The organism is Gandjariella thermophila, assembly GCF_005405885.1.
Taxonomy (GTDB): Bacteria; Actinomycetota; Actinomycetes; order Mycobacteriales; family Pseudonocardiaceae; genus Gandjariella; species Gandjariella thermophila.
Genome location: NZ_BJFL01000050.1, coordinates 1 through 26946, shown reverse-complemented (window position 1 = coordinate 26946; position 26946 = coordinate 1). Strand labels below are relative to the sequence as shown.

14 protein-coding genes are annotated in these 26946 nt (G+C 67.0%); 9 read left to right on the top strand and 5 right to left on the bottom strand.

What is annotated here, in order from left to right; all coding sequences use genetic code 11:
• Nucleotides 1-127: 127 nt before the first annotated feature.
• The gene (locus FFT21_RS26125; RefSeq protein ID WP_137816580.1) at nucleotides 128-466 is read left to right on the top strand and encodes a DUF488 domain-containing protein; all 339 of its coding nucleotides are present in this window, start codon (nucleotides 128-130) and stop codon (nucleotides 464-466) included.
• Nucleotides 467-1033: 567 nt separating this feature from the next.
• Here FFT21_RS26125 and FFT21_RS26120 read toward each other — a convergent pair.
• On the bottom strand, nucleotides 1034-1573 hold the full coding sequence (locus FFT21_RS26120; protein ID WP_192909756.1) for a PIN domain-containing protein: 540 nt from the start codon (nucleotides 1571-1573) through the stop codon (nucleotides 1034-1036).
• Nucleotides 1570-2673 carry a helix-turn-helix domain-containing protein gene (locus FFT21_RS26115; RefSeq protein WP_225978775.1) on the bottom strand — a complete coding sequence of 368 codons (1104 nt, stop codon included), beginning with the start codon at nucleotides 2671-2673 and terminating at the stop codon, nucleotides 1570-1572. Before FFT21_RS26115 ends, FFT21_RS26120 begins: the two co-directional genes overlap by 4 nt.
• Before the next feature lie 156 nt (nucleotides 2674-2829).
• Between FFT21_RS26115 and drmD the strand changes: the two genes are divergently transcribed.
• Genes drmD through FFT21_RS26075 form a run of 8 tightly spaced genes read left to right on the top strand, consistent with a single transcriptional unit; the run spans nucleotide 2830 to nucleotide 23662 of the window.
• On the top strand, nucleotides 2830-6021 hold the full coding sequence (gene drmD, locus FFT21_RS26110) for a DISARM system SNF2-like helicase DrmD (RefSeq protein WP_137816579.1): 3192 nt from the start codon (nucleotides 2830-2832) through the stop codon (nucleotides 6019-6021).
• Nucleotides 6018-10106, top strand: coding sequence for an Eco57I restriction-modification methylase domain-containing protein (locus FFT21_RS26105; protein WP_137816578.1), 4089 nt, complete (start codon nucleotides 6018-6020; stop codon nucleotides 10104-10106). Before drmD ends, FFT21_RS26105 begins: the two co-directional genes overlap by 4 nt.
• Nucleotides 10103-13843 (top strand): DISARM system helicase DrmA, encoded by a 3741-nt coding sequence (gene drmA, locus FFT21_RS26100; protein WP_137816577.1) that lies wholly within the window; start codon nucleotides 10103-10105, stop codon nucleotides 13841-13843. The genes FFT21_RS26105 and drmA overlap by 4 nt, the downstream gene beginning before the upstream one ends.
• Nucleotides 13840-15876 (top strand): MrfA Zn-binding domain-containing protein, encoded by a 2037-nt coding sequence (drmB, locus tag FFT21_RS26095; protein ID WP_137816576.1) that lies wholly within the window; start codon nucleotides 13840-13842, stop codon nucleotides 15874-15876. Before drmA ends, drmB begins: the two co-directional genes overlap by 4 nt.
• Nucleotides 15851-16624 carry a DISARM system phospholipase D-like protein DrmC gene (gene drmC, locus FFT21_RS26090; RefSeq protein ID WP_192909755.1) on the top strand — a complete coding sequence of 258 codons (774 nt, stop codon included), beginning with the start codon at nucleotides 15851-15853 and terminating at the stop codon, nucleotides 16622-16624. Before drmB ends, drmC begins: the two co-directional genes overlap by 26 nt.
• Nucleotides 16611-17699 (top strand): pPIWI_RE_Y domain-containing protein, encoded by a 1089-nt coding sequence (locus FFT21_RS26085; protein ID WP_137816575.1) that lies wholly within the window; start codon nucleotides 16611-16613, stop codon nucleotides 17697-17699. Before drmC ends, FFT21_RS26085 begins: the two co-directional genes overlap by 14 nt.
• A gap of 25 nt (nucleotides 17700-17724) precedes the next feature.
• On the top strand, nucleotides 17725-20994 hold the full coding sequence (locus tag FFT21_RS26080; protein ID WP_137816574.1) for a pPIWI_RE_Z domain-containing protein: 3270 nt from the start codon (nucleotides 17725-17727) through the stop codon (nucleotides 20992-20994).
• Nucleotides 20981-23662 (top strand): pPIWI_RE module domain-containing protein, encoded by a 2682-nt coding sequence (locus FFT21_RS26075; RefSeq protein WP_137816573.1) that lies wholly within the window; start codon nucleotides 20981-20983, stop codon nucleotides 23660-23662. Before FFT21_RS26080 ends, FFT21_RS26075 begins: the two co-directional genes overlap by 14 nt.
• Before the next feature lie 291 nt (nucleotides 23663-23953).
• Here FFT21_RS26075 and istB read toward each other — a convergent pair whose 3' ends face one another.
• Genes istB through istA form a run of 3 tightly spaced genes read right to left on the bottom strand, consistent with a single transcriptional unit; the run spans nucleotide 23954 to nucleotide 26524 of the window.
• Complete coding sequence (gene istB, locus FFT21_RS26070) at nucleotides 23954-24742, bottom strand: IS21-like element helper ATPase IstB (protein WP_137816572.1); 789 nt, start codon at nucleotides 24740-24742, stop codon at nucleotides 23954-23956.
• Nucleotides 24739-24984 (bottom strand): hypothetical protein, encoded by a 246-nt coding sequence (locus tag FFT21_RS26065; RefSeq protein ID WP_137816571.1) that lies wholly within the window; start codon nucleotides 24982-24984, stop codon nucleotides 24739-24741. The genes istB and FFT21_RS26065 overlap by 4 nt, the downstream gene beginning before the upstream one ends.
• Before the next feature lie 37 nt (nucleotides 24985-25021).
• Nucleotides 25022-26524: an IS21 family transposase gene (gene istA, locus FFT21_RS26060; RefSeq protein WP_137816570.1), complete on the bottom strand. Its 1503-nt coding sequence runs from the start codon at nucleotides 26522-26524 to the stop codon at nucleotides 25022-25024.
• Nucleotides 26525-26946: the final 422 nt, after the last annotated feature.

Sequence of the window (26946 nt, the reverse complement as noted above, 5' to 3'; positions counted from 1 at the left end):
CAACCGCGTCGACAAGGTGGTCAAGGACAGGGCGAATCGGCGATGATGACGCGGCAGGCATGGTCCCTCGTGACGATCAAGGCGTAGGAAACCTTCATGATCATCACGAGGGCCGTGCCGCCCGCGCATCTCCACGGCGTGTCGCCACCAACATCACTGGTCACGCAGGTCTACAGACGACTTTGCCGGAGCCCTGGGTATGGCCTACACCCACCGGCCTGATCTGGCGCCGACGCAGCCTATGCTCGACGACTACAAGAAGCGGGGGGTGAGTTGGGCGACGTACGAAGAGCGGTTCCTGGAACTGATGGGGCGTCGGGGCATCGAGAACGGCGTCCCGCGGGAACTGCTCGACAACGCAGTCCTGCTCTGCAGCGAGGACAGGCCGCACCACTGCCACCGCCGGCTGGTGGCGGAGTACCTCGTCCAGCGCTGGGACAGTGTCACGATCGAGCACTTGATCTGAGCGCACTCGGGTACCGCCGCTGAGTGCGGCGGCCACTTCGAGCACGTTCGAAGTGACGAGGCGTCTTGCGGTGCGCTGGCCATTGCGGTGCACGAGCTGCGCAGGGATGTCCTGAGCTTCGGTGGCGACGTAGATGCGCACCGGGACGTGCACCAGGCCGAAGGCCAGCGCACCGCCAGATCACCACGGGCTGAGCTTGCATACGGCCATGCTCGGCCGCTGCGCGCGGTGTGCGCTGGTGCCGAGGATGAGGACCCGTTGGTGGTCAATGCGTGCAGCTTGGATGCGGAGCACTGGACAAGCACCGGCGACCGATCTCGGCGGAGACGCGGCGGCGTGAACCCCGGATCGGGTCGCAGCGTGCCCGTGCGTTGGCCCGCGTCGTCCGGAGTCGGCATCAATCGAGATCTGCAGCGCTGGTGGTGGCCTGAGCGATGCGTACGATCTTCCATGGGGCTTGCGCAGAACGTCTGCTGCCCGTTTGGGTCTCCGGCGGTGGCAGTGCATTCGCTGGTGTGAGGCTTGCCGATGGCGGGACCCGCCCTGGCACTTACCTCGCCCGGTTGGTCACCTCTGGAGTTCTGCCGGCGATGCGGGAAGTCGCAGATGCCGCCCCTGGTCAACCATGCGTTGCATGAGGTCGAACGCCTCCTGCGAGGACACATCGCCGTTGATGACAGCGACGCTTATCAGGTCGATCGTTTCCCGGGTCACGATGCCCTGATGTCGGGCGTATCGCAGGGCCTCGCGGTCGTCGGAGATCCACCAGGAGCCGGTGAACTCGGGCCGGTGAAGGAGTAGGAAGCAGGTTTCGGCCTCGCCGAGGTGCTTCAGGGGCTGGTCGTCGGTGCCGCCGAAGACGACGCGGCGGATGCGGTGGACTCGCTGGATCTCGGTCGGGTCGGTGATTTCGATCGGCTGTCCCATCCAGCCGTCCTCGGTGACCTTCCTCAATGGCGCCAGTAAGCGCGCCGATCGCTCCGCTTCGTACGCCACCGCGGCGGTCCAACGACCCCGGTGGTTCAGCGCGGACCGGAGGAGGTCGAGGTGATCCACGGCCGCGAAGTTGCACAGCGCGGTGTTGTCGGGGAAGAGGAACACAGTCACGGGGCGTCGGTGCCTTCGGTGCTGGCGTTCAAGGAGTTGCGAAGTTCGTCCACGTCGACGCCGATGAGGTCGGCATAGGGGCGAAGGGTCGCGGCGCCCGCCTCGTAGGCGGCGTAGGTATCGCGGACGAGCAGGCCAGGTGGCCGCGGTGTCTTGGCTTCGGTGACGCGTAGCGCGAACTCGGCACTTCGTCCGGCCATGCTCGCCGCCTTGGCTCCGGAGATGGTCTTGAAGCGGTCGCAGGTCCCGGCGTCGATGAGCCGGAGGCTTTGCAGCCGGTATGCCAACGCCGAGGGCGACACCATCAGGTCGACGGCCAGTGAGGCGAAGGCGTTCTCGGTGAGCCCCGTCGTGCCGACGGCGTCGCGCAGGATGCTTTCTGGCATGAGGAACGCGCTGGCGAAGGCGTTGGCCCGTGCCTCGCTCGGATCCTTGGCCTGCGTCGGGTCGAACACGTCCTCGTCGAGATGGAGGCCCTGGTCGTCGCCGGCGAGTAGGTGGCCCAGCTCGTGTGCCAGGGTGAAGCGTTGCCGGTACGGAATGTGCGTGGTGGCCAGGACGATGAGTTTGGCGTCATCCGTGGACGTCGCGACCCCATCGAAGTCGGGCCCGAGATCGACAACGGCGACGTCGGCACCGAACGCGGCCTCGACCACATCGGGCAACCGGGGTTCACGGACCGATCCACCTGCCTCGGTGACGCGCGCGGTCGCCACGGCCGCGAGCTGCCGTCCCTGCATGGCGTAGGTTCCGGTGGCCAGCGGGGGGTCCACCGGCTGCCAGGGCTGGCGATACCCCAGCTCGGCGATGTCTGACCGCAGCGTGCAAAACCGCTTCGCGGCCGTGATCGCGTCGCCCGCGCTCCCGCCGGTGGTGCGGGCGGCCAACGCGAGCGGCGGCTCCTCTCCTGTGACCAGCCAGTCGACCGTCACCGCGCACAGTTCGGCGATGCGTGCCAGGTCGAGGGAGGAGAAGCGTCGGGCCCCGCTCAGCGACTTCGACAACTTGGAGTCGTCGAGCCCGATCCGCTGCGCGAACGCGCGCTGACTCAGGCCCGACGCCCGGATCATCTCCTGAACGCGGTCAGGGATCGTGGACACTCCGACATCCTAGCCAGGGACTTGCGAAAATCGCAAAGCCGGTTCACTATGGTCACCGTTGGCGTAATCGCGGCCACGACATGTGACGAAGTGTACGCGTAGCGGTTCGGGGCTGACGGACGACTTACACGGCATGGAACAGGGGAGACGGTCCAGATGACAGCCGCGCCGCAGGAAGCGGTGGCCACGACCAACGGTCTGCCACCGGTGCCGGACCCGGGCCAGGTAGTGAACGTGCGCGGCTCGTCTTGGGCGGTCGCGGACGTCCGCCAGCAGGGGTTGCCGCGTAGCCCCGCCGATGAGGGCACTGCGGCCCTGACCCACGTCGTGAGCCTCCAGTCACTTGAGGAGGATCGCCTCGGCGAAGAGCTCGCCGTGGTGTGGGAGCTGGAAGTCGGGCATACGATCGAACCAGACCAGGGCCTCCCCGAACTCGTCACCGCCGATGGCTTCGACGATCCGAACACCCTCGCTGCGTTCGTCGATGCGGTTCGCTGGGGTGCGGTGACGTCGGCCGACACCAACTCGTACCAGGCGCCCTTTCGCAGCGGCGCGGACATCAAGCCCTACCAGCTGGAGCCGCTGCGGCGAGCGTTGCAGTCCGCTCGGACGAACCTCCTGCTCGCCGACGACGTGGGCTTGGGGAAGACGATCGAGGCCGGCTTGGTCGTGCAGGAGCTGTTGCTGCGGCATCGCGCCCGGTCGGTGATCATTGTGTGTCCGCCCAGCCTGCGGTTGAAGTGGCAGGACGAGATGCGCGAGAAGTTCGGGTTGGAGTTCCAGATAGTCGACTCCGACCTGATGGCCCAGGTGCGCCGCAGCCATGGCCTGAACGCCAACCCGTTTCGCCTGTTCCAACGTGTCATCGTGAGCATGTCGTGGCTGCCCAGCCTGCGCGCGCAAAGGCTCCTGCGCGAGGTGTACGCCGACGTCCGGCACGCGAACACCGCGCGGCGCTTCGCCTTCGACCTGCTCATCGTGGACGAGGCCCACCATGTGGCGCCCTCGAACCCCACGGCGGCTGCCGGCCGTCGCGGCTACGCCGTCGACAGTCAGCGCACGGTGGCGACCCGCGCGTTGGCGGAGAAGTGCGAGCACCGGCTGTTTCTGTCCGCGACTCCGCACAACGGCTACTCCGAGTCGTTCACCGCCTTGCTGGAGATGATCGACAACCGCCGGTTCAGCCGCGGCGCCTTGCTCGACGAGCGGGCGCTGCGCGAGGTAGCAGTTCGCCGGCTCAAGACCGAACTGAAAGACGAAGGCTTCCAACCGCGCCAGCTCAAGACGATCCCATTCACCCCGAACGACGATGAGCAGAGGCACTTCGAACTGCTCGACCGCATCCTCACCGACAGCGCCCGCGCCAATGGCAAGGGCCGCTCGGGCGACATCGTGGCGATGCTGCTGAAGAAGCGGTTCCTGTCCAGCCCGTGGTCGTTCGCCGGCACGATGGAGCTATACGAGCACGCTGCCGCGACCGGCCGCCTGCCTACGCTCGATGACGAGGACGAGTACTACCAGGAGGTCCTCGGCAGCCAGCAGTCCGACGAGGAGGAGGGCGACGCCGAGCATCCCGAGTTCGTCGCCCTGCGCCGGAGCAAGGGATCGGACCCGCTGGTCGCCGCCACGTCCGGGGAGATCAGCACGCTCATCGAGTGGGGCCGTCTATTCGAGCACCGGCCCGACAGTCGGCTGCAGGCCCTGATCACGTTCTTGGACGGGATCTGCCGCCCGGACGGCACGACGTGGACCAATGAGCGGGTCGTGGTGTTCACCGAGTATGCCGCGACGCTGGACTGGATCGAGCGGGTGCTAACCGCCCGCGGTTACGGCGACGTGTTGGCCAGCATCCAGGGCTCGACACCGCTGGAGGAGCGCGAGGATATCCGGGCGCGGTTCACCGAGCATCCGAGCAAGGAGAAGGTGCGCGTGCTGCTCGCCACCGACTCCGCCGGCGAGGGCATCGACCTGCAGCGCTACTGCCACCGGTTGGTGAACTTCGACGTCCCGTTCAACCCATCCCGGCTGGAGCAGCGGATCGGGCGCATCGACCGGTACGGCCAGCCGCATCCCCCGGAGATCTACCACTTCTCACCTGACTCGAAGTCGGCGACCTACGCCGCGAACCTCGACTTCATGCGCCGCATCGCCGAAAAGGTCGGTACCGTCGCCCAGGACCTCGGCTCGGTCAACCAGGTCGTCGACGCCGAGATCCAGCAGCACTTCAGCCCCACCCGCGCCGGCCGCAAGGCCAAGGCAACCGTGCCGGAGGACGGCAACGCAATCATCAACCGCGCGCTGGCCGGAGGTATGGAGCTGAACCGGCAGCTCACCGAACTGTCTCGCACCTACGACACGCGCAAGATCGAGATGCATCTGACTCCGGCCAACGCTCGGCGCGTCATCGACACCGCACTCACCCTGACCGCGCAGCCACCCCTGGTCGAGGACTGCTCGTTGGCCCAGGACGTCGATGCGCCGGTCTACCGAGTCCCGGCACTCGGTTCGGCATGGCAGCACGCCTTGCATGGTCTCGATACCCGCCTGAACCAGGGTGTGTGGCGGCCAATCACGTTCGACGACAAGGCCGCCCAGGGACGCACCGATCTCGTTCACGTCCACCTCGGACACGCCCTCCTGCAGCGGTCCGCACGCATCCTGCGCAGCAAGCTGTTCAGCGCGGATTCACCGGTCAACCGGGTCACCGCGGTCGTGGTCGACGACCTGCCGCAGTCCTGCGTCGCCGCGGTCTCCCGCCTGGTGCTCGTCGGCCGCGGGGGCCTGCGCCTGCACGAGGAGGTCTTCCTCACCGGCATCCGCATCCGGGGTCAGGCGATGGCCGAAACCAAGGTCGAACAGGTCTTGGACGACGCTCTCGACGCCGAACGGCTCACCGTCGCTGACGAAGACGTGCGTGCCGCACTGGCCCGGATGTGGGTCGCCGATGGTTCCCGCCTGCGCTCCCGGTTGCTGGCGGCGATGGAACGCAAGGCACAGTCCCGCCAGGAGCGTGTCACCGAAGCGCTTCAGGCGCGCGAAGAGGCCGATGTCGCCCGCGCCCGGGAGATCTTCGGTGCCTTCCGGGTGAACCTGCGCGAGTCCCGCGACCGGCTCGCCCGCGCGATCCGCGAGCACGAGGAGATGCTCTTCACCGACGACCAGCAGCGGCAACGCAGGCACGACCTGCAAGCGATGGAGGATCGCCTCGCCAGCCTCGACGAGGAAGAGCAACGAGAGATCGCCGCCATCCGAGAGCGCTACACCGACATCAAACCGCACGTATCGGCCGCCGCCGTGGTTTTCGCGCTTACCCCAGCGGACGCGCAGAAGGGGGCGCTGCAATCATGACCCGCCGACGTACCCGCGCCTCGTCCGCGGGCGAGGCGCACCGCGCCTGGCTCGAACTGGTCGACACCGACGGGCCGTTCCTCGCCGTCCCCGCACTGAAGCGGGTCTGGCCGCAAGGCATGCCCCAGATCCCCGCCGACGCGCTGGCGACCCTCAAGGAGGCGAAGCCCGCGTTCGAGAAGGCCTGGGAATCCTGGGATAAGGAACGCGGCGAGCGCGACAACCAGGCAGCGCTGGACTTCTACCGATCCGAACGCGACGCCTGGATCGACGTCGTGCTGCGCGAGGTGATCGGCTGGGGCGACAGCTACACCACCGACCTCACCGCCCCGGCACTCGCGACCGTCGCCGATGGCGTCACCTCCCCGAACCGGGCCGTCACCGTGCACCCCACCGGCGCGCTGCTGCACGGCGACACCGTCGGCGCCCTGGTCCTGGTCGTCGACCCCGTCGACTCACTGCGGGATCCCCTCGACGACGGCTGGGCCAGCAGTCCCATCGACCGCATGGAGGAACTCCTTCGGCACAGCGGAATTCCGATCGGGGTCGTCACCGACGGCCGCTGGTGGGCCATCGTCAGCGCCCGCAAGGAGACCATGGTCGCCTCCGGCATCGTTGACGCCCAGACCTGGATCGAGGAACGCGGCGTCCTCAACGCATTCGTCGAGCTGCTGCACCGCCGCAGGCTCGTCGGCGGCAACCCCGAGGACCGGCTGACCGAGATCTTCGGCCGCTCGGTCGCCGAGGCGGAAGAGATCACCGAAGCCCTCGGCGTCCAGGTGCGGCGCGCCGCCGAACTCCTCGTCCAAGCACTGTCCGAAGCGGCCCTCGACGCCGTGCGCCGCAGGGAGCCCGACCCACTCCCCGAGGACCGCTCCGAGGTGTACGAAGCCGCCGTCACGGTCATGATGCGCGTGGTGTTCCTGCTCTTCGCCGAGGAACGCGGCCTGCTGCCGGAGAACCAGCTCTTCGCCATGGGATACGGCATCGCCGACCGCCTCGACGTCCTGGACCGCCGGCTGCGAGACGAGGGATCGGAAGCGCTGGACGCCACCTACCTCACCTGGCACCGGCTGCTGGCCACCTCCCACGCCCTGTACAGCGGCGCATCGTTCGAGGACCTGCGGCTTCCGTCCTACGGCGGCTCCCTGTTCGACCCCGAGCGGTTCGGCTTCCTCACCGCCCGCAATGAACGCGGCACGCTCACCATCACGGTCAGCGACCTGGTCATGCTCGAGGTCCTGCGCTCCGTGCAGGTCGCCCAGCTCAAGGGCGAACCGGCCCGCCGCATCTCCTTCCGCGACATCGACGTCGAGCAGATCGGCTACATCTACGAAGGCCTGCTCGGCTACACCACCATCGAGGTCGACGAGGTCACCCTCGGCCTTATCGGCACCAGCGGCCAGGAACCCGAGATGACCCTCGCCGACCTGGAGCAGCTCGCCGGTCGCCACCGCGGCGATTCGGCGCTCGCGGAGGCCATCCTCGCGTCGGTCAAAGAGACCCAGCCGGCCGCCAAACCGCCCACCAAGGCCGCCCTCGCCAAGGCCATCAGAACCAGCAGCGAGGTCGAGGACGCCGAGCGCGCACTCCGCGCGGTCACCACCGATCCTGCGCTCCGCGACCGGCTGCGGCCGTTCATCGGGATCATCCGCCGCGACCTGCGCAACCGGCCCCTCGTGGTCCAGCCCGGCGGTGTCCTCGTCGTCGAGACACCCTCGCGGGCCACTGCGGGCGCGCACTACACGCCGCGCTCGCTGGCCGAGGAGGTCGTGCGCTACGCGCTCCAGCCGCTGGTGTACAGCCCCGGTCCGTACGACACACCCGACGAATCGTCCTGGCGGCTGCTGCGGTCGGACCAGATCCTCGACCTCAAGGTCGCCGACATCGCCTGCGGCTCCGGCGCCTTCCTCGTCGCTGCCGCCCGCTACCTCGCGGAGCGCCTTATCGAGGCGTGGCATATCGAGGGCGTCGCTATCGGAACCCCGGCCGACCTCAAGATCCGCGCGATTCGCAAGGTCGTCGCCAGCTGCCTCTACGGTGCCGACATCAACGCGATGGCCGTCGAGATGTGCAAGCTTTCGCTGTGGCTGGTCTCGCTCGACCCGAAGCTGCCGTTCTCCTTCGTCGACGACAAGATCTTGCACGGCAACTCGCTGCTCGGCCTCACCGACGCCAAACAGCTTGAAGCCCTGCACATCGACCCAAGCCAGGCCACCACCCAGTACCTCTTCGACATCGGCGACGGCGATCAGATCGTCCGCCACCTCGACGTCGACGGCGTGCTCAGGCGCGCCGCCAACCTGCGCCGCAGCCTCGCCTCCGAAGTCAACAACGACGACCCGCAACGCTCCGCTGCGACCAAGCGTCGGCAGTGGCGCGACTATCAGAAGCTGACCCGCCAGCTCACCGACATCGCCGACGGCGTCATCGCAGCCGGTCTTCGCCTCGGCGGCAAACCCGGCCGCGCCCTCAACGAGGCCTACGACAACCTCCGCATCGCCGTCGGCAATGCCTACCCACCCGAAGGTGAGCAGCCCGACCGAACCATGCTCGACCAGATCCTCGCCGCCGGACTCACCCCAACCGTCCCGACCGACTACGACCGCTGGAAGCCCCTGCACTGGATCCTCGCCGTCCCCGACGTCATCGAACACGGCGGCTTCGACGCCGTGATTGGCAATCCGCCGTTCTTGGGTGGCAAGAAGGTTTCGAACGCCACCGGGTCCAACGTTCGTGAGTGGTTGGTGAACATCCTGGCTGGAGGTTCCAAAGGTAACGCCGACATTGTCGCCTATTTCTTCCTGCGCGCCACCTCCCTCCTTTCCAGCCACGGCAACCTTGGAATGATCGCGACAAAAACAGTTGCCCAAGGCGACACCCGAGAGGTCGGCCTCGACCAGATGGATGCTGGCGGGTTCACCATCATGCGGTCGATCCAGAGCCGGTCGTGGCCATCCGCCAGCGCAAACTTGGAATACGCCGCCGTGTGGGGCACGCGTGGTCGGGTTGCTGAGAACGCCGAGCGCATCGCTGATGAAGTCGCTGTGCGTGGCATTACAACGCTGTTGGAGCCAGCTGGTCGGGTGGAGGGTCGCCAAACGAAGCTGGCTGAGAACCGTGGAATAGCCTTCATTGGCTCGAACGTCAACTGCGTGGACGAGTTCACGATGCATCCCGAACACGCGCGTCGCCTCCTCGTCGACGACCCAACGCTCGACGACGTGCTTCGGCCGTACTTGGGCGGCGAGGACCTCAATCAGCGGCCTCAGTGCGATGCGTCACGCTGGATTGTCGACTTCACAGGTCTGAGTGAAACAGAAATCAAGCGCTATGGCGCCGCCTATAGATGGGTTCTTGACAGGGTTCTTCCAGCAAGGAAGTTGCTGGTCAACAAGCCGCGATTGCAGGAGCGCTGGTGGTCGTACGAGGCGCCTGGGCTTAACATGCGGAGGGCGATTGCTGGTCTGAACGACGTTCTCGTGATGGCGCTAGTCAGCAAGACAGTGATGCCGATGCGCGTGCCGACAGGTCAGGTCTTTAGCCATATGCTTGGTGTCTTCGCGACTGGCTCGTTTGCTGACCAAGCAGTCCTGTCGTCGAGCATGCATCAGATGTGGGCGATTAAATACGGGTCCGGAATGCGCAACGACCCTCGGTACACCCCATCTGATGTCTTCGATACTTTCCCTCGTCCTCAGCCGACCGACCGTCTTGCGGAGATCGGAAAGTCCCTCGACTGGGAGCGCCGAGAGATCATGCTTCGTCGCAACCTTGGGCTGACGAAGCTGTACAACCTGGTCAACGATCCGGACATCGCTGACTCGGCCGACGCGGACATTGCTCGGATGCGGCAGATCCACGTCGAGCTCGACGAGGCCGTGATGGATGCCTACGGCTGGAGCGATGTGCCGTTGGAGCACGGCTTCCACACCTATCGGCAGATGCGGCGGTGGACGGTGAGCCCGGCGGCGCGTGTGGAGATTCTGGATCGGTTGCTGAAGGAGAACCACCGGCGCGCGGCCTTGCAGGGTGAGGCGCCGCCACCGGATGAGGCCGATGAGATCGAGGGCGAGGACGAATGACCACGCCACGCACGAGACCCGCGAAGGCTCCGGCCGCGGAGGACGGCGCACCGGAGGGTGACCACGTCGAGTACCGCCTCAAGCATGAGCCTGACGGTCGTTCGTGGACGGTGCGGGAGAACATGGTCGACATCCTGGAGCGGGAGCTGCTCGGCCCGGGCGGTGGTCCGGAGGAGATCCTCGATGGCTCGCCAGATGCCGCGTACCTGATCGGGCGGATCGCCCCGACGCGGCTGACTCGTGATCGCGAGGACCCGCGCGATGCGGACACCGATGATCCGGTTACCGATGTCGGCGACGCGATCGATGCCGATGAGGGTCGCGGGGTGCCGGTCACGGCGGTCGATGACAGCAGCGCGGGGTCTGATGAGGACTCTATCGAGGATCAGCCGCAGAAGCGTGGGCTGATGATTCCCGCCTCGATGGGGTTGCGCTGCCAGGTCCCGGCTGACCTGGAGGAGCTGACCGTGGTGTCGTCCTGGGGGACGTATCGCCCGGTCAAGGACGATGACGCGGACGGGTCGCGGCTGCGACGTTACCAGCGCATACCGTTCGAGGTCGCCACGACCATCAGGATCGCCGACGTCCAGCCCGGCGAGACCAAGGAGTACGTGCTCAAGGACGACGTGACGCTGCGGGTCGACCGCTACGACGACGCCCGGCACGGCCGCCGGCTGATCGAGGTGGCGTTGTGTAACGACCGGGAGACGCCGCGCAAAATCCCGGTCGATGCCTGGATGTTCCAGACCAAGCTGACCGTGACCGCGGGCGGGGCCGAGGTGTTCCTGCCGGTGACCGACGCCCTCACCGATACCAGGTACGAGACCGACGACGAGCTGCGCAGGCTGAACCTGCAGTATCGCGACCGGCTGGAGTTCGCCGTGGGCCGTACCTGCTCGGTCGACTGGGACGTGGCCGAGGGTGCTCGCCGGGCCAGCAAGGTGTGGACCACGTGGCTGCCGACGTGCGAGACCCCGCAGACCCAGGCGGAAGAGATCCAATCAGCGCTGCTCGACATGACGAAGCTGGCGACGGCCACGCCTGAGGAACTGCGGGCGGGGTTGGAACCGATCGTCCGGGGTTACGCCGACTGGCTCGACGGCGAGGATCGGCGTGCCGCCGAGCTGCCTGAGCACCTGCGGGACGAGGCGCACGAGGCGGTCGCCGAGGCGCGCCGGGTGGCCGAACAGCTGGGCGACGGGCTGGAGTACCTGCTCACCGACCCGGAGGCGTTGCGCTGCTTCCAGTTTATGAACCGGGTGATGGCTGAGCAGCGCATCCAGACCCAGGTGGCGGAGTACCGCGCGCGGCGCCCCACGATCGGGATCGCGCAAGCGCGAGCCGCGGTGCTGGAGGAGAACAAGGAGCGGGCGCATTCGTGGCGCACGTTCCAGCTCGCCTTCATCGTCATGCAGCTGCCGATGCTCAGCGATCCCGCCGCCCCGCGGCGGTCCGGGGAGCTGGCCAAGGCGCAGTCACTGTTCTTCCCCACCGGTGGTGGCAAGACCGAGGCCTACCTCGGCCTGGCCGCGTACACCTTCGCCGTGCGGCGACGGCAGGGCATCGTCGACACACCGGACGGCCCGCTCGACGGCGGTTCCGGGGTGGCGGTGCTGATGCGCTACACCCTGCGGCTGCTGACCGCCCAGCAGTTCCAGCGTGCCACCGCTCTGGTATGCGCGGCCGAGCTCGAGCGCGCCAAGGATCCGGCCACGTGGGGCGAGGAGCCGTTCCGGATCGGGTTGTGGGTGGGTACCGACGTCAGCCCGAAGCGGTACGAGGAGGCCCGCGCGCAGCTGGAGAAGGTCAATGAAGGGCGTGGCTACCGGCTGACCGTGCTGCAGATCCAGCGCTGCCCTTGGTGCGGCAGCAAGATCAGTCCGCGTGATGTCCGCGGACACAACACATTGCGGCGGGTGTACGTCTACTGCGGCGACGACCTCGCCGATTGCCCGTTCGCGGAAGGCGGCGCGGTCCCCGAGGGCCTGCCCGTCCTTACCGTCGACGAGGAGATCTACCGGCTCGCGCCGGCGTTCGTCATCGCGACCGTCGACAAGTTCGCGCGGCTGGCACGGGAAGGGGAGGCTGCTTCTCTGTTTGGCTACGTGTCCAGGCGTTGCGACCGGCACGGCTACGTCCACCCGGACTACAAGCACTGCGAGATCAAAGACGGCAGCAAGCATCCGACCAGCAAGGACGGTCTGCCTGCCGCGGCCGTCCATGCCGCCACCCGGTTGCGGCCCCCGGACCTGATCATTCAGGACGAGCTGCATCTGATCACCGGGGCGCTCGGCACCACTGTCGGGCTGTTCGAAGCCGCGATCGACGTCATGTGCAGCTGGCGGACCGCCGACGGCCAGCCCGTCCGGCCGCTGCTGGTCGCCTCGACGGCGACCGCACGCAACGCACCTGACCAGGTCAAAGCCCTCTATGGGCGGGATGTCACGATCTTCCCGCCGCAGGTGCTCGATGCCGGACGGACGTTCTTCTCCAAGGAGATCCCGGTCTCCGACGAGAATCCGGGTCGCCGCTACGTCGGTGTCAGCACCAGCGGAGTGCGCCTGACCACGGCGGAGATCCGGATCGCCGAGATCCTGATGGCCGCGGGCCAGCTCATGCTCGACACCTCCGGCAAAGCCGCCGACCCCTACCTGTCACTGGTGGGGTATTTCAGCGCGACGCGCGAGCTGGCCGGCATGGCCCGCTACCTCAGTGACGACGTGCAGACTGCCCTGGCCAAGGGCCGGCCCTGGTCGAAACTACCGAGGAGATACGGAACCAATTTCGGGGCGCTGCACGTCGCCGAGCTCACCTCGCGCGTGGCCAGTGCCGACATCACCGCGACCTTGGATCAGATGGCGGTTCCGTTCGATCCCGACATCGATTCCACCGCTGCGCGGCGGGACCGGCTCGCACAGGTCGCGGCCGGCAAGCGCCCCCGCAACGGGCGCGAGGTGCACCCATTCGATGCAATCCTCGCGACCTCGATGCTGCAGGTCGGTGTCGACGTGACGCGGCTTGGGCTGATGCTTGTGGTCGGGCAGCCGAAGAACACTGCCGAGTACATCCAGGCGTCCTCCCGCGTCGGTCGGGATCCGAGCCGGCCGGGGCTGGTGGTCACGTTGGGCAACTGGGCGCGTCCGCGCGATCTCGCGCACTTCGAGCAGTTTCGCCACTACCACGAGACCTTCTACGCGCAGGTCGAGGCGTTGTCGGTGACACCGTACTCGGTGACGTCGCTGGAACGCGGTCTCGACGGCGTGCTGGTCAGCGCCGCCCGCGTCTTGCAGGCGACGAAGCCGTCCGGGTTGTCGCCGGAGCGTGGTGCGGGCCGGATCGAGGACGAGCGTGATTTCGCCGCGCGGCTCATCGACGTGCTGGTCGCCAGGATGCGGCGTGCGTCCGGCGAGGAAGCGGCCGAGCGGGCGAAGCAGCGGCTGGACAACCGGCTTGATCAGTGGATCAACCGGCGCAAGCACCTGGCCAGGCTGTACAGGTCCCTGGTGTACGAGCGCGTCACCGACCCAGGCAAGCAGGGGCCGCTCGTGATCAGCGCGGAGAACGCGCAAGGCGTCGCAGACAGCAAGGACACCGCGCCTTTCGTCGTCGCGAACTCGATGCGCGAGGTGCAGCCGGAGATCAATCTCCTGGTTAGCCCGATCCCGGAACGGCTGGTCTACATAGCGCCGCCGGGAACGCCGCAGTGGGAGCTGCCCGAAGCAGCGGAGGAATCATGACTGCCGGCCCCCTCGCCGAGAGCCGCTTCTCCTACGACGCCACCAATGCCGTCGATCCGCTCGGTGACGCCGAGAAGGAGGCGTCCAAGGGAACCAAGTACAACCGCGCCAAGGTAGGGTCCGGCCGCCCGTCGTCCCTGCTGTACACCTACGGACCCGGCTCGGTCATGGACTTGCCGCAGTTCACGATCATGCCGTGCGGCCTGGACGAGTGGGACCGCATCTGGCGGCGCCGTGACAGTGTTCCCGAGATCCATGCGCCGCGGCTGCGGGACGCCGTCCGCAAGCTCCTTCGCTCGCGGGACGTCCAGCTGCGGCCGTTCCCGCGCCGGTCGAAGAAGATCAGCATATCCACTGAGGGCGACGACCTTGGCGTGCCCGCCAGGGTCTTCCCGCAATGGTTGCGCTGTAGCGGCTGCGACATGCTCGGCAGTCTCGCCCAGTTCGGCTACACCAACACTCACCCTTACCGACCGGATCTCGCGTGCTTCGAGCATGTCCGCTGCACCGGCCGGAAAGGCGGGTCCCGGAAGGCCATCCGCCGTCCTGCCGTGCCCGCACGCTACCTGCTGGCCTGCGTGAAAGGCCATCTGGACGAGTTCCCCTACGACCTGTGGGTCCACCGCGGCACGCGCTGCACCGAGGCAGAGTTCCCCACCCTGAAGATGATTGACCGGACGGCCGGCAAGGGCGCCTCCGCCGTCATCCAGTGCGAATCGTGCGGTCAACGTCGGGGAATGAACGAGGCGCAGGGTGAGGCCGGTAGGAGCAAGCTCCCCAAGTGCCGCGGCCGGCACCCGCACCTGGACGCTTTCGAGCCGGGAGGATGTGGCAACGACACGCGTCTCATGCTCATCGGTGCATCGAACCTGTGGTTCCCGGCGACCCAGTCCGTCATTGTCATGCCGGAGTCCCCGGAGGAGAAGGCAAGCGACATCGCCTACCGGATCCGCATCGCGCTTGGCGAGAAGCTTGAGCAGTACCAGAACGACCTTGCGAAGCTTCGCGGCTTCCTGGCGGCCAAGGACGTCGACGTCGACGCTCTGTCCGACGCGGAGCTGGCCGCCGCGGTCGCCGAGGCGCAGCAACCGGACGCGTCGCCCGAGCAGTACGAGCAGTGGGTGCGGGACTGGGACCCGGTCGACCTGCTGGTTCCCGAGTGGCGTTACCTGCAGCGTGATCCGCTCGGCGATCACCAGGAAGACGAGGCCAGTGGACTCGTACTCTCCAGGCGCGACCTCGGCGCGGAGCTGCCCAAGCCGATCACGAGGGTCTTGGCCGTCGAGGCGCTGCGCAAGGTCAACGCGCTCATCGGATTCACCAGGATCGACGACATGGACCGCGTCGGCGACCTCAAGAGCCGGCTGGTCCCGCTGTCCCGCAATCCGCGACCACAGTGGACGGTAGCCACCGAGGATCGCGGCGAAGGCATCTTCCTGCAACTCGACGAGGATGCGGTCACCGCGTGGGAATCGCGGGTGCAGGAACATCCGCTCTGGGCTGCTCACCGTGCGGCGCACAAGCGCAACTTCATGCGGCGGTTCTCCGAGACGGCCGAGGATGCCGACCCGGACACGCGGCTGCGGCCACCGCGCTACTGGCTGATCCACACGCTCGCTCACGTTCTGATCCGCGAGCTTGCCCTGACCTGCGGTTACAATGCAGCCAGCCTCAGCGAACGTCTCTACGGGTGGCGAGAGGCCGAAGGACGTCCAGCATCTGCCGGGCTGCTGATCTGCACCACCGCGTCCGACAGTGACGGCACCCTGGGTGGCCTTGTCCAGCAGAGCGATCCCGATCGCCTCGAGCGCGTGGTGACGTTCGCACTGCGCCGCGCGACGCGCTGCCCTTCCGATCCGATCTGCGCCATGCGTACACCGCAGGACCCAGAGGACTTCCTCCACGGCGCGGCCTGCCACTGCTGCGTGATGGCATCGGAGACGTCTTGCGAACGAGCCAACCGCTTCCTCGACCGGCGGTTTCTCGTCGACCTGCCCGGGAGCGACGTTGGTTTCTTCGGACGCATCGATTGATCCCGTAGCCGCACGGCGGATCGGCCTGCTGCTGACCGGCAGCGAGGCCAAGGCGATCGCCGACCGCTTAGCCGACGGCGACACGCTCACCGCCGCGCTGCGCGCCGTACCGCAATCCCGCCGCGCCGATGTACGAGCGCTGCTGGCCGGCGCGGCTACCGGAGCACGTTCCTGCGCCATCGCGCTGCTCCGGGCGGTGGAGGGGGCTCGGTCCGTCACGACGTCGATCAGCCCAATATGGACCATGCCAGGCCACCTGGCGACGAGCGGGCCGCTGACCAGCTCGGTAGCCCATCTCATCGACGGCGCGCGGCAGTCCATCACCTGCTCGACCTTCAACTTCCAGAAGTCCTCGGCACTCTGGACCGCCCTGCAGGCGGCGGCACAACGGCCGGAGCTCAGCGTGCGGATCTACCTCGACACCCGCGCCGCCGACGAGAACCCCAAGCCGTGGTCCCCGACGACCGCCGAGGTAGCCGCCCACCTAAAACCAGCGGTGGTGCTGCGGACCGTCGAGTTCGACGGGGCGCCGGTCCGCAACCATGCCAAGTTCCTCGCCATCGACCACCGCTTTCTGCTCGTTACCAGCGCCAACTTCTCCTGGAGCGCCGAGTACGGCAACGTCGAGTTCGGTGTGCGCATCGACAACCCGAACCTCACCGAAGCCGTCGAACGCGAGATGCGCCGCGCCGAGGACTCGATTTATGAACGCATCACGGACGAAGGAGGGGGCCATGACGGCGGGTGATGACGATCAGCGCATCCTGTTCCTCCTCGCCTCGGGCATCGTCGCGGCGCATGATGAGGTGTCGACGGGAGCAGCACTGCGGGTTCCGTATCCGCCTGCGTTGCAGCGAGCGTTGGACCGGCTGACCTTGCGCTGCCTGCAGGAGGACGTCTCCCCGCCAGCGGGTTTGGCCGAGCTGCTGCGTTGGTGCGAGGAGCCGCTGGGGTCGTGGCCCGTTCGCCTTGGAGGCGAGGACGTCGCTGGTGACGTCCTCGTCGATCTCGGTATGCCGACTCGCGCGTGCCACGAGTGGGCGTTGCCGTCGGATGACGTCGAGGGTGAGTTGTTCGAGAATGCCGTGATCGCCGACGTGCGACGGATCTGCCGGGCCGCAGGAAAGCCGCAATCCTATGTCGCCTTCCGCCGGCTCGTGATCAGTGAACCGGTACTGACCGAATTCGAGCTGCACGAGAACCTGATGGACCCTGACCTGACGATCCTCTCCGAGCCGGTCAAGCGATGCTATCTGCCAGCTCCGCTCGAATGCTACCTCGGAGATCACGTACTTCAGTGTGCGGACTGCAAGAACCTCCTGGTAAATGCTCCGGATGGCCCAATATGTCTCGATGACCGCTGCCCTCGGCTGGGACCGCCGAGGCAAGGACGCAGCCTCCCGATTGTGCAAGGTGTCCGCTGGATTGCCGGACCAGTCAGAACGTTTGTGTCGTCCCCTGGCCGCGCGGAACTGCGGCTGGCTGAGGACCTGTCGAAATGCGGTGTCACCGTGGACCTCTGGCCGAACTTTGACGCGTACGATCTGAAGATCACCTTCACGAATGGTGAGGTTTGGGCGGTCGACGTGAAGGACTGGTCCAACCCGGTGCGACTCGCGCAACGGTTGGGCCCGATCCCGCGCGACCCTCAGTGGGAGCAGGCATTCTATGTGCCCGCGCGCGACGCGGTCGCCGCGGCTCCCGGCTACCTGACGACACTGCGCGCCCGGTCGCGCGGGGTACTTCGTGGAACCGGCGTGCAGGTGATATCCGAGCGTGGTCTTGTGAGGAAAGTGCGACAGCGAGCGGGCAACGATGCGTAACAGAACTGCGTGGCGAGCAACGCTGATGACCAAACTCCGACCCGTCTGGGACGCCGAGAAACATGGCATTGAGCCTGGAACGTTCCTCGACGTCGAACTCGGGGTCGCGCTGCTGCTTCGAATCTGTCCGAACGAACCGGTGGCCTCCGCCCACGAGCTGCTGTCCGGATATCCGTTCCTCGAAGCGCTGGGCGTCGAGGTGGACCAAGCGGTGCGTGACAGCATCGCCATAGCGCGGCACCTGCTCGGGCCGCTTCGGACACGGCGAGACTGGCACACCGCGATCACTGCCTATCGCGAGGTGGCCGAGGATATCCGTGGCTACGTCATCGACGCGGCAGGCCGAGCGCACCAGCGGGATGTGACCATCGCGCCCACCCGTTTCGAGACCTACGAGCGCACCCTCGCCGTTCCGCCCGCCCTGGCGCGTCGATCCGTGAAACGAGCGGCGGCAGGCACGTACACGACAACAGCACGAGGTCGACCCGTCTCGATCACCATACCGCGAGAACTCACATCCTTTCCGAATCCCGAAGCGCACGAGCTGACCACTCACGGCGACCGGGATCACCTGACGTTTACCTGGACCGAACTAGCGGAAACCGCAGCATTTCTAGATCGCCAGGAGGAAGTCGCAAGGATCCCGCAACGGGATCGAGGCCAGTGGGCACGCCGGTTTACCGGCCTGCGCCTGCGCGTGCGCGAAGGCGACGAGTTCGCTGACGCCGACCGGTTGTCGATCGCCGGAATCCTGCACCTCATCGGCATGGTCGGCGCCGGCAAGAGCACTCTGATGATGTTGCTGGCGGTCTGCGCCGTCCGGCGCCGCCTTCACGTGACCCTGGTGCTGGGCGACGTGTTGTCGTCCCTGCGCGCGGTGACATGGTTGCGCGCGGTCGGCGTCTCGGCGGCTCCGATCGTGGGGGCATCCACTCAGCAGCGCCACATCAACCGCTTGCATCAAGTGCATGCGGCCACAGTGCGCAATGGATCTGCGCTGACCGGCTTCGAACCCGCACACGACCTGCTGTCCACGGCGTGCGCCCTGGACGCGCTGCGGCCCACCACCACACCGTGGGACTTCCGCGACGCGCCTTGCCGCGAACGGTTGACCAAGCTCAGCGAGAACGGCTCCGAGGAGCGGTTTGGCTGCCCCCTTTGGGTGAAATGTCAGCGACACACGAACGCCCGCGAGTGCGTCACCGCGTCGGTATGGGTCGCGACTCCGGCAAGCCTGGTGTACAGCCGTGTGCCGCAGGAACTGAATCCCGAGCAGCTGCGTTACCTCGAACTCGTCTGGCGCCGCAGCGATCTTGTCATCATCGATGAGGCCGACCAGGTGCAGGCCCAGCTGGACGCGATGTTCAGCCCGGGCCAAACCCTCATCGGCCACGATGACGAGGCATGGCTCGAAGCGCTCATGGACCACACCGAGCGGGAGCTACGCGGCCGCGGTCGCGCCCAGTTCGACTCGCGTCCCGTGCGGGAATGGAGCACCAGGGTCAACACCGCGCGCACGACAGCGAATCGCCTCTACGCGCTGCTGCGCCGAAACCCGCTGCCCCGCGGCGGCAGCACCATGGTCAACTGGATTGGCAGGGACTGCTTCACCGAGTGGACACTGGCCGACAAGCTGGTTAGACAATGGGCGGGTGTCGAAGCACCCGAACCCGCCGATGAATCCTACACAAAGATCCGTGGCGCGTTCGACCAGTTCCTGCTCGACCCCCTCGGTAGAAGGGAGCGCGCAGAGTCGCCGCTGGCCGGCCAACTCGTCGCCCTCACGCGCGCACTGCTGAACCTCGCCGACGAGGACCAATGCACCCGCCTGGCGACCAGCTGGCTGGAGAGCGCCGAACTCCCGCAAGAGTTCTCTGGGGAAGAGCTTGCCGAACTCGCGCTGCGGCTGGAGTTCACGCTGCTGCTGGCCGTGCTGTCAAACACCCTCAACTCGCTGATCCGCGGATGGCGAGCAGTCGAGGCGCCGCTGAACCTCGATGCCGCCAGCGGGCTGATGTTCCAACGCCCTCCCGAGGACTACACACCCGTCGTGCCTGCCCCGCCCATGGGCGCCGTCCTGGGCTACCAGTACCGCGAGGAGTCAGATCAACGCGACCGGATGGGCAGGCTTCGATTCTTCCGTTGTGCGGGAGTCGGCCGCTGGATCATGCTCAACCTCCACCAGCTGTTCACGCCCGACGCCATCAACGGACCGTCCGTGTTGTTGATGTCGGGCACCAGTTGGGCAGGGACCTCCCCCCGGTATGACGTCCAGATTCCCGTCGGTGCAATCCTCAAGGCTCCGCCCAAGGAACTCCGAGCCGTCGACAAGAGCCGCTTCTTCCTGAACGTGATACGCGATGAACGGGGCAACCCCATCGCCGTATCCGGACAGCAAGGAGAACGTCGACGCCACGCTCTCCGAGCCATCCTGCGCGCACTTGCTACGCAGCAACGCCCCGCGCATCCGAGCCGCCTGGAGTCCGAACTGGCTCAACTGGACCCCGATCGGCGTCGCATCCTGCTCCTGGTCGGCAGTTACGCCGAAGCCCGGGATGTCGCGGAGGACCTGATGGAGATCCGCGGAGATTGGCGCGAGCGCATCCTTCACCTGGTCGCCGACGAAACGGAGTTCACCAGCTACTGGACTCCGACGCTGCGACGAGGCGAGGTATCGCGCCTGGCATCCACCGACGCCACATTCCTCGTGGCACCGCTGCTTGCGATCGAACGGGGACACAACATCCTGAACACCGCTGGGGAGGCAGCGATCGGAGCCGCCTACTTCCTGATCCGACCGCATCCACGTCCCGACGACATCAGTTATCCGGTGCAGTCCATGAACAGATGGGCCATCGAACGCATCGCAGAACTTCGAACCCGACGGCACACGCTCGACGGCCACGACCTTTCCAGCCTCGCCCGATCGCTACGCCGCAAGGGATACGACCGCTGGCAGAAGATGCTGACCGCGCCACTGGTGTACGGATCACTCGATCCCACAACCGACCGGCCCGCCCTCGCCTGGACCCAACTCGTCACGATCTGGCAGGTCATCGGCCGGCTCGTGCGCGGTGGCTGCGCCGCCCGCGTCCACTTCTGCGACGCCAAGTTCGAACCAGATACAGCCGACCCGGAAGCAAGCCTGCTTGTCGGCATTCATCGAGCTCTCAACCACTACCTCGAGGCCACCGCTGCGTGTGCTCCCGGAGAGAAGGAGCTCGCAGAATCGCTCTACGGCCCCTTCCACCGAGCACTCGCCCGCATCCCAGGAGTTGTCGATGCCCAAGTATGACGAGCTACAGGCCAGCGCGTTCCGGCTCCGGCCCGACGGGCTACAACGACTGAACGGCAACTTCTGGACGCTCACCTTTCCACGCACGTGGATCGACCCGATCCTGGACCTCCTGCAGTCCACAGATGCTCGGCGGAAGTCCGTGCCGATCGCCCCGTTGAACCGCGCCATGCGGGCTCTCGTACCCGACGTAACCGCCGTAGATCGAGGAGTCGGCAACCGGAAGCACAGCGGGGACTGGCTCTACAGCACCTCCCCAATCCCAGTCAACGGTCTGTTTCCGATCCTGCACGCCTGGCTGCGCACCGTCGTCGACCCCAAGCACACGGATCAAGCAGCGCAGCTATGGGCGGCACTACCCAAGAAGGAGCTGGACTGGCGCCAAGTGCGAGCGGCCGAGATCGGCTGGCTGAACGGCCATGACATCGCCGCCGACACGCCAGCGGCGACCGAGCGGATTGCCTCCCTGCCCAGGTCAGTCCTAACACTCGTGCCCGAGACCCTGACCGCTGAGTTGCTCCGTCGCGCCGACCGGCCAGCCGAATTCCCCGTCGGCTTCCGCCGATGCCCGACGCAAGACGGCCGCGGCGTAGAAATGATCAGCTGGCCGCCCCTCGAAGCCAATGACCGGCAAGGACGCCGGTGGCCCTACTCGTACCGCGTCCGACTAACCGTACAAACGGTGCCCTACCAGCCCGAGCCCGTGCTTCACGCGTCCATCGGACTCCGGCGATGGTGCCCACGGCCACCGTTCACCGGAAAACGGAGCGTAAACGTGTACCTGCTATCGAAGTTGCCCTGGATCAGTGGGCTGCCTCGGTCACGAAGCTTCCGCGTAGCCCCCATGCGGTGGCGTCGCAGCGCCGACCGGAGGGGTCTGGGTTGGCACAAGGAACTGCACTACTTGTTCGACAACATCCCCTTCGACAACATCACCATCGACCCGGCCAAACTGGCGGACGACCCCCTCGCGTACATCGGTACGGGCGACCCCGACGTCGGTGCCGCCATCGTGTACGGAACCCGCGCCGGCTACGACCACTATGTCGGAGCTGGCGTACCTGCCCGCGACCGCGAGCGAATCCGCACCTGGATCGAACACACTCTGGCCGACCTCATGGAGCCGCTGGCGGGTCTGCAGCCAGTGCCGATCACGCTTCCCGCCATCGAGCCGCCCTCAACAAAGGAGATCCGGGACCGGCTCTGGAAGGCCACCGGCGGCCGCCCGCTTACGGTGGAGATCCATTGGGACACCGAACCGGTACGCGATGCGGTGACCCATGCCGTGATTCACGATCTCGGTCTCGAACCCGACGGTGGAACCCCCTCCGATTCCGGAACAGTCTGGAGTGCAGACCCGCTTCTCGTGACAATCCGGCAGCAGAAGATCGGGGCGCTCGCCAGCCCGCTCGAGGTCGATGACTCCATCCGGGACGTCCAGATGCGCAAGCGACGTGCCGCTCGGCCACGAAAGGACGAGGTCGTCGCAACGCTCGGCACCACACAAGACACGGTAGCCTTTGTCGAGCTTCGCAACAGGGACGCTTTCAGTGCCACCCCCGGTACGGACCCCAAAGCAGCTCTGCGTATCGGATTCGCAGAGTCAGGCAGGCTCACCCAGTTCATCACTCCATCAGCGACGCCCACCGGCGGGAAGAAGCGGCAACAAGCCAACGACGAGCCCGGCGACCGTGCGGCCTCATCCTGGCGCGATCTTCGACGGCAGCTCGCGGGAAGCGTTCGGCCGGTGCGCGCGGAGGTCAACAAGCTCGCGCTGCCGCATCCGGTGGATTCCATGGCGGTCTACATGCTGCGACGAAACGCCACCGACCACACCTGGGCTCGCCGCCACCAACTCCCTGTCGCCGTCTGGACGAGCTCCGACAGCGCGGACGTCTGGGCACGCACGATCGGATGCCGCGAGTGGCTTCCCTATCCCGATCTCCTGCGCGAACTGGCGACCGGGCGGGCATTCAAACTCCCCGAACTCAGTACCCGCCAGCTATGCGGTTTCGTGCGCGATGAGGTCATCACCTCCGCGCGACCGGACCGTCCCACCTTGTTGCTCACCTGGACACAGAACCTACGTCTGGACTGGGAAGATCTCCAAAACAGCAAGGCCGTGATTGATCGTCTCGCCATAGACGGTACCGAGATCAACGACCTGGCGCCGCAGATCCGCCACGTGATGGTGAGGACCCGCGACGGCGACGAGACACCAGAGGTATACGGCCAGAACGAGGAACGCATCGGCCTGCCGTCCGGCCTGTTCCGGTACCCGAACTCAAGCCGGGTATTCGGCAGCATCGCGCAGAAGCCCGGCAGCGCGAAAAACCACGCCAGCCCCATGGGAACGAGGGCCGACCACATCGTTGACGACGATGGCAGGTTGATGCTGGACACCAAGCGCCCTACCTTCAACCCTCAGTTTCTGCAGCTGACGGTCGCTGTGCTGCCGGACGGCGACGACCCAACCATCTGGGCAGCGATGGCGCACGCACAACGTCGCCTTTCCGACACCTACACCGCCACCCTGCGGCTCCCCTGGCCACTTCACCTCGCCATGAAGGCCACCGAGTATGCGATTCCCGACCTCGAAGACGACGCAGACGAAGACAGCGGGGCCGATGACTCGGCGTCTCTGGACGAGGAGTCGGATGAGCCGTGAACTGAGCGGCACCGCTGGGCGGCTGGGCAGGGGTGTGCCTCAGGCGCCACCGCCAACCTGGGAAAACTTGGGCACGTATTGGGCACAGACGGCCGTCCCGGACCAGACTTGGTCGGACAAGGTTGGACACACCAGAAAACCCCTGCCGGCATATGTGCTGGTCAGGCGCCTCCGTGGCTGGTCAGAGCGGGTGCCTGTCAAGGGACGTTGGGATCTGCCCGGTGGCGGTCGTGAACGGCCCGGTGGTGGCCACGAGATCTGCCCAGTCGTGGCCACCAGACCGGCCGCGGGTTAGTTCAAGGCGACCACCCCTTTACCGGCCATGGCCTGGGATAGGCGGACGCTGTCACCGCTGGTTTGGCAGAGGTGAGCGTGGTGCAGCAGCCTGTCGACGGTGGCCGTGGCCAGGGTTTTGGGCATCAGCTCGTCGAACCCGGCCGGGTGCAGGTTCGAGCTGACTGCGATGGAGCGTTTCTCGTAGGCGGCGTCGACCAAGCGGTAGAGGCCTTCGGCGGCGTCGGCGCCTACCGGCAGCAGCCCGATGTCATCGACCACCACGATGTCCGCCCGCAGAATCCGGGTGATGGCCTTGGTGACGGTGTCGTCGGCGCGGTGGCGGCGGACCAGCACGCCGAGGGATTGCAGGGTGAACCAGGCGACGTTCATCCCGGCTTCGACGGCCTGCTGGCCGAGGGCCTCGAGCAGGAACGTCTTGCCGGTGCCGGAGGGCCCGCAGACGACGAGGTTCTCCCGGCGGTGCACCCATTCCAGGGTGCGCAGCGCCTGCTGGGTGGGTGTGGGGATGGAGGACAGTTGTGGGTCCCAGGCGGCGAAGGTCTTGCCGGTGGGGAAGGCGGCGCGAGCGCGGCGGGTGGCCAGCGCGGAGCGGTCGCGGCCGGCGACCTCCTCGGCCAAAAGCGCTTTGAGCACCTCGGCGGGGTCCCAGCGTTGTGCCTTGGTGGTGGCCAGGATCTGCGGGGCGGCGCGGCGGATGTAGGGCAGCCGCATCCGCTTGAGCAGCCGCTCGAGCTCGGCATCCAGCGGTGGCGTGTTCGGTGTGGTCCCGCTCGGTGTGGTCATGACCGGTCTCCCTCGGCGTCGAGCAGGGTGGCGATGCGCTGGCTTGCCTGTGCCAGGACCACCGCGGTGGCCTGGGTGCTGCGTGCGCCGGCGAAGAACCGGGCGAAGTCGTGCCGGGTGGCCTCGGCGGCGTGGTCGAGCCAGTCAGCCAGCTCGGCGAAAAGCCGGGCCCAGGCGAAGAGCTCCCCGGCCGCCACGGGCACCGGCTGGTCGGGATCATCGATGTCGGTGCCGTGCAGCATGATCGCCGCGATCGGGGAGTGGAGGGGGCGCGCATGGTCAGTGCACCCCCGGCTCGCCCAGCCCGGCCCAGCCGGCGGTGCCCTGGGCCAGGCTGTTGCCCTCACCGGCCCGGCGCGCTGCGGTGCTGGTGCCGGTGGCGTGGTGGGCGAGGATCGCGGCGAGGTCACCGTGGCCGAACCGACCCGCGGTTGCCGCCTGCCCCAGCGCCCGGTCCACGGTGGCCGGATCGTGCAGCGCTGCCAGTTCGACCGCTTCGGCCATCTTGGCCCGCATCCGCGAACAGCCTGCGGCGGCCGCCTCGACCAGCCACAACGCCGCCCCCTCACCCAGGGCGAGGAACTGCGCCTCCGCGGCCGTGCCCGGCCGCGGGGTGCGGGCCAGCGGCCCGGCCGGTCGGGGTGGGAAATGGGCGTCATCCACCCGTGGGCTGCCGGGCGTGGTCCGGGCGTGGCGGGCCACCTCGACCGGCCCGTGCTCGCCGGCGTGCACGATGACGATCTGCTCGCCGTGCGCGCGCACCCACACCGTCTGCCCCGCCAGGGTGTGCGGCACCGAGTACTGCCCGCCCTCAAAGGCCACCATCGGCGTGGTGGTCGGCACGGTGCGAGTCACCCCGAACGCCGCCGTGAACGGATGCAACGGGAGCGGATGCAGATGCGCGCGTTCCTCGATCAGCATCTCCGCCGGGGCGCGGCGGGTCACCCGGTGCGGGCGGGCATTGACCTGCTCGCAGAACATCCGGCACGCCGCTTCGAGTTCGGCGAAGCTGGCGTATTCGGCCAGCAGGTTCGCCTCGGTCGGCACCAGGTCCGCCTTGGCGATCTTGACCGCGTTCTCGCTGCCGCCCTTGGATTGCGGGTCTGCCGGCACACACGTCGCGATCGTCAGTCCGTAGTGCCGGACGAACTCCAGCATCCGCGGGTTACGCACCGCGATTCCCGCCACGTGCTCCACGGTCACGGTCTTCTCGTTGTCGGTCAGTGCGTAGGTGGGCACCCCACCAAAGACGCGCAGCGTCTGGTCGATCGCGGCCATCACCGTGGGCAGCGTCTTATCCAACACCGGCAGCACCACCCGGAACCGGCACCAGGCCAGCCACGCACAGAACAGGTGCGTCACCGCACCGGCGATCGCCGGCCCCTGGCCGAAGTCGTACTGAAGCCACATCCCCGGCTCCGGCACCCACGGCCGGAACACCCGACGCCGCCCAGCACGAAAGGCGGCCTTGACCTCGGCCACCGCGCGACGGGTGGTGCGCTCCGAACCGGTGTAACCCAACGCGACCAGCTTCTCGTGCGCCACATCCGCGCGGATCTTGCCGCGGGAACGCTCGACCCACTCCTCCAGCTTCGGCAGAAACGGATCGATCAACATCGGCCGGCGGGCCGCCCGCCCCGGCGACAACCGCCCCTCCTCACGCGCGGCCACGTAGCGCGCGACCGTGTGATGAGAACACCCCACCAGCTCGGCCGCGTCGCGCAACGAACCGGTCAGGTCATACGCTTCCAGAATCTGCATGATCTCCTCGGCAGACTTCACTCATCCCTCCTCGGGGATGGCTGAACAACGGTTGGCGCCGCTCAGCAAACCCGAGGAGGGACCCCGCACCCGGTAGGCACAGGGCAAGCAACAAGTCATGTCGGGCAGATCTCGTGACCGTCAGCGGGCACCTCTTGTCAACGGCGCCCGAATTTTGACCCCTTGTCGGCATCTGAATTTTGACCCCTCTGCTCGGTGGGTTGATCTTTACTCGTCGGTGGTGCCGCAGGGCTCCGGCAAAGTCGTCTGTAGACCTGCGTGACCAGTGATGTTGGTGGCGACACGCCGTGGAGATGCGCGGGCGGCACGGCCCTCGTGATGATCATGAAGGTTTCCTACGCCTTGATCGTCACGAGGGACCATGCCTGCCGCGTCATCATCGCCGATTCGCCCTGTCCTTGACCACCTTGTCGACGCGGTTG

Excerpts from the sequence above, each read along its gene's own strand:
- drmD (WP_137816579.1), top strand. The coding sequence starts at position 2,830 with ATGACAGCCGCGCCGCAGGAAGCGGTGGCCACGACCAACGGTCTGCCA.
- FFT21_RS26105 (WP_137816578.1), top strand. The coding sequence starts at position 6,018 with ATGACCCGCCGACGTACCCGCGCCTCGTCCGCGGGCGAGGCGCACCGC.
- drmA (WP_137816577.1), top strand. The coding sequence starts at position 10,103 with ATGACCACGCCACGCACGAGACCCGCGAAGGCTCCGGCCGCGGAGGAC.
- drmB (WP_137816576.1), top strand. The coding sequence starts at position 13,840 with ATGACTGCCGGCCCCCTCGCCGAGAGCCGCTTCTCCTACGACGCCACC.
- FFT21_RS26085 (WP_137816575.1), top strand. The coding sequence starts at position 16,611 with ATGACGGCGGGTGATGACGATCAGCGCATCCTGTTCCTCCTCGCCTCG.
- FFT21_RS26080 (WP_137816574.1), top strand. The coding sequence starts at position 17,725 with ATGACCAAACTCCGACCCGTCTGGGACGCCGAGAAACATGGCATTGAG.
- FFT21_RS26075 (WP_137816573.1), top strand. The coding sequence starts at position 20,981 with ATGCCCAAGTATGACGAGCTACAGGCCAGCGCGTTCCGGCTCCGGCCC.
- istB (WP_137816572.1), bottom strand. The coding sequence starts at position 24,742 with ATGACCACACCGAGCGGGACCACACCGAACACGCCACCGCTGGATGCC.
- FFT21_RS26065 (WP_137816571.1), bottom strand. The coding sequence starts at position 24,984 with ATGCTGCACGGCACCGACATCGATGATCCCGACCAGCCGGTGCCCGTG.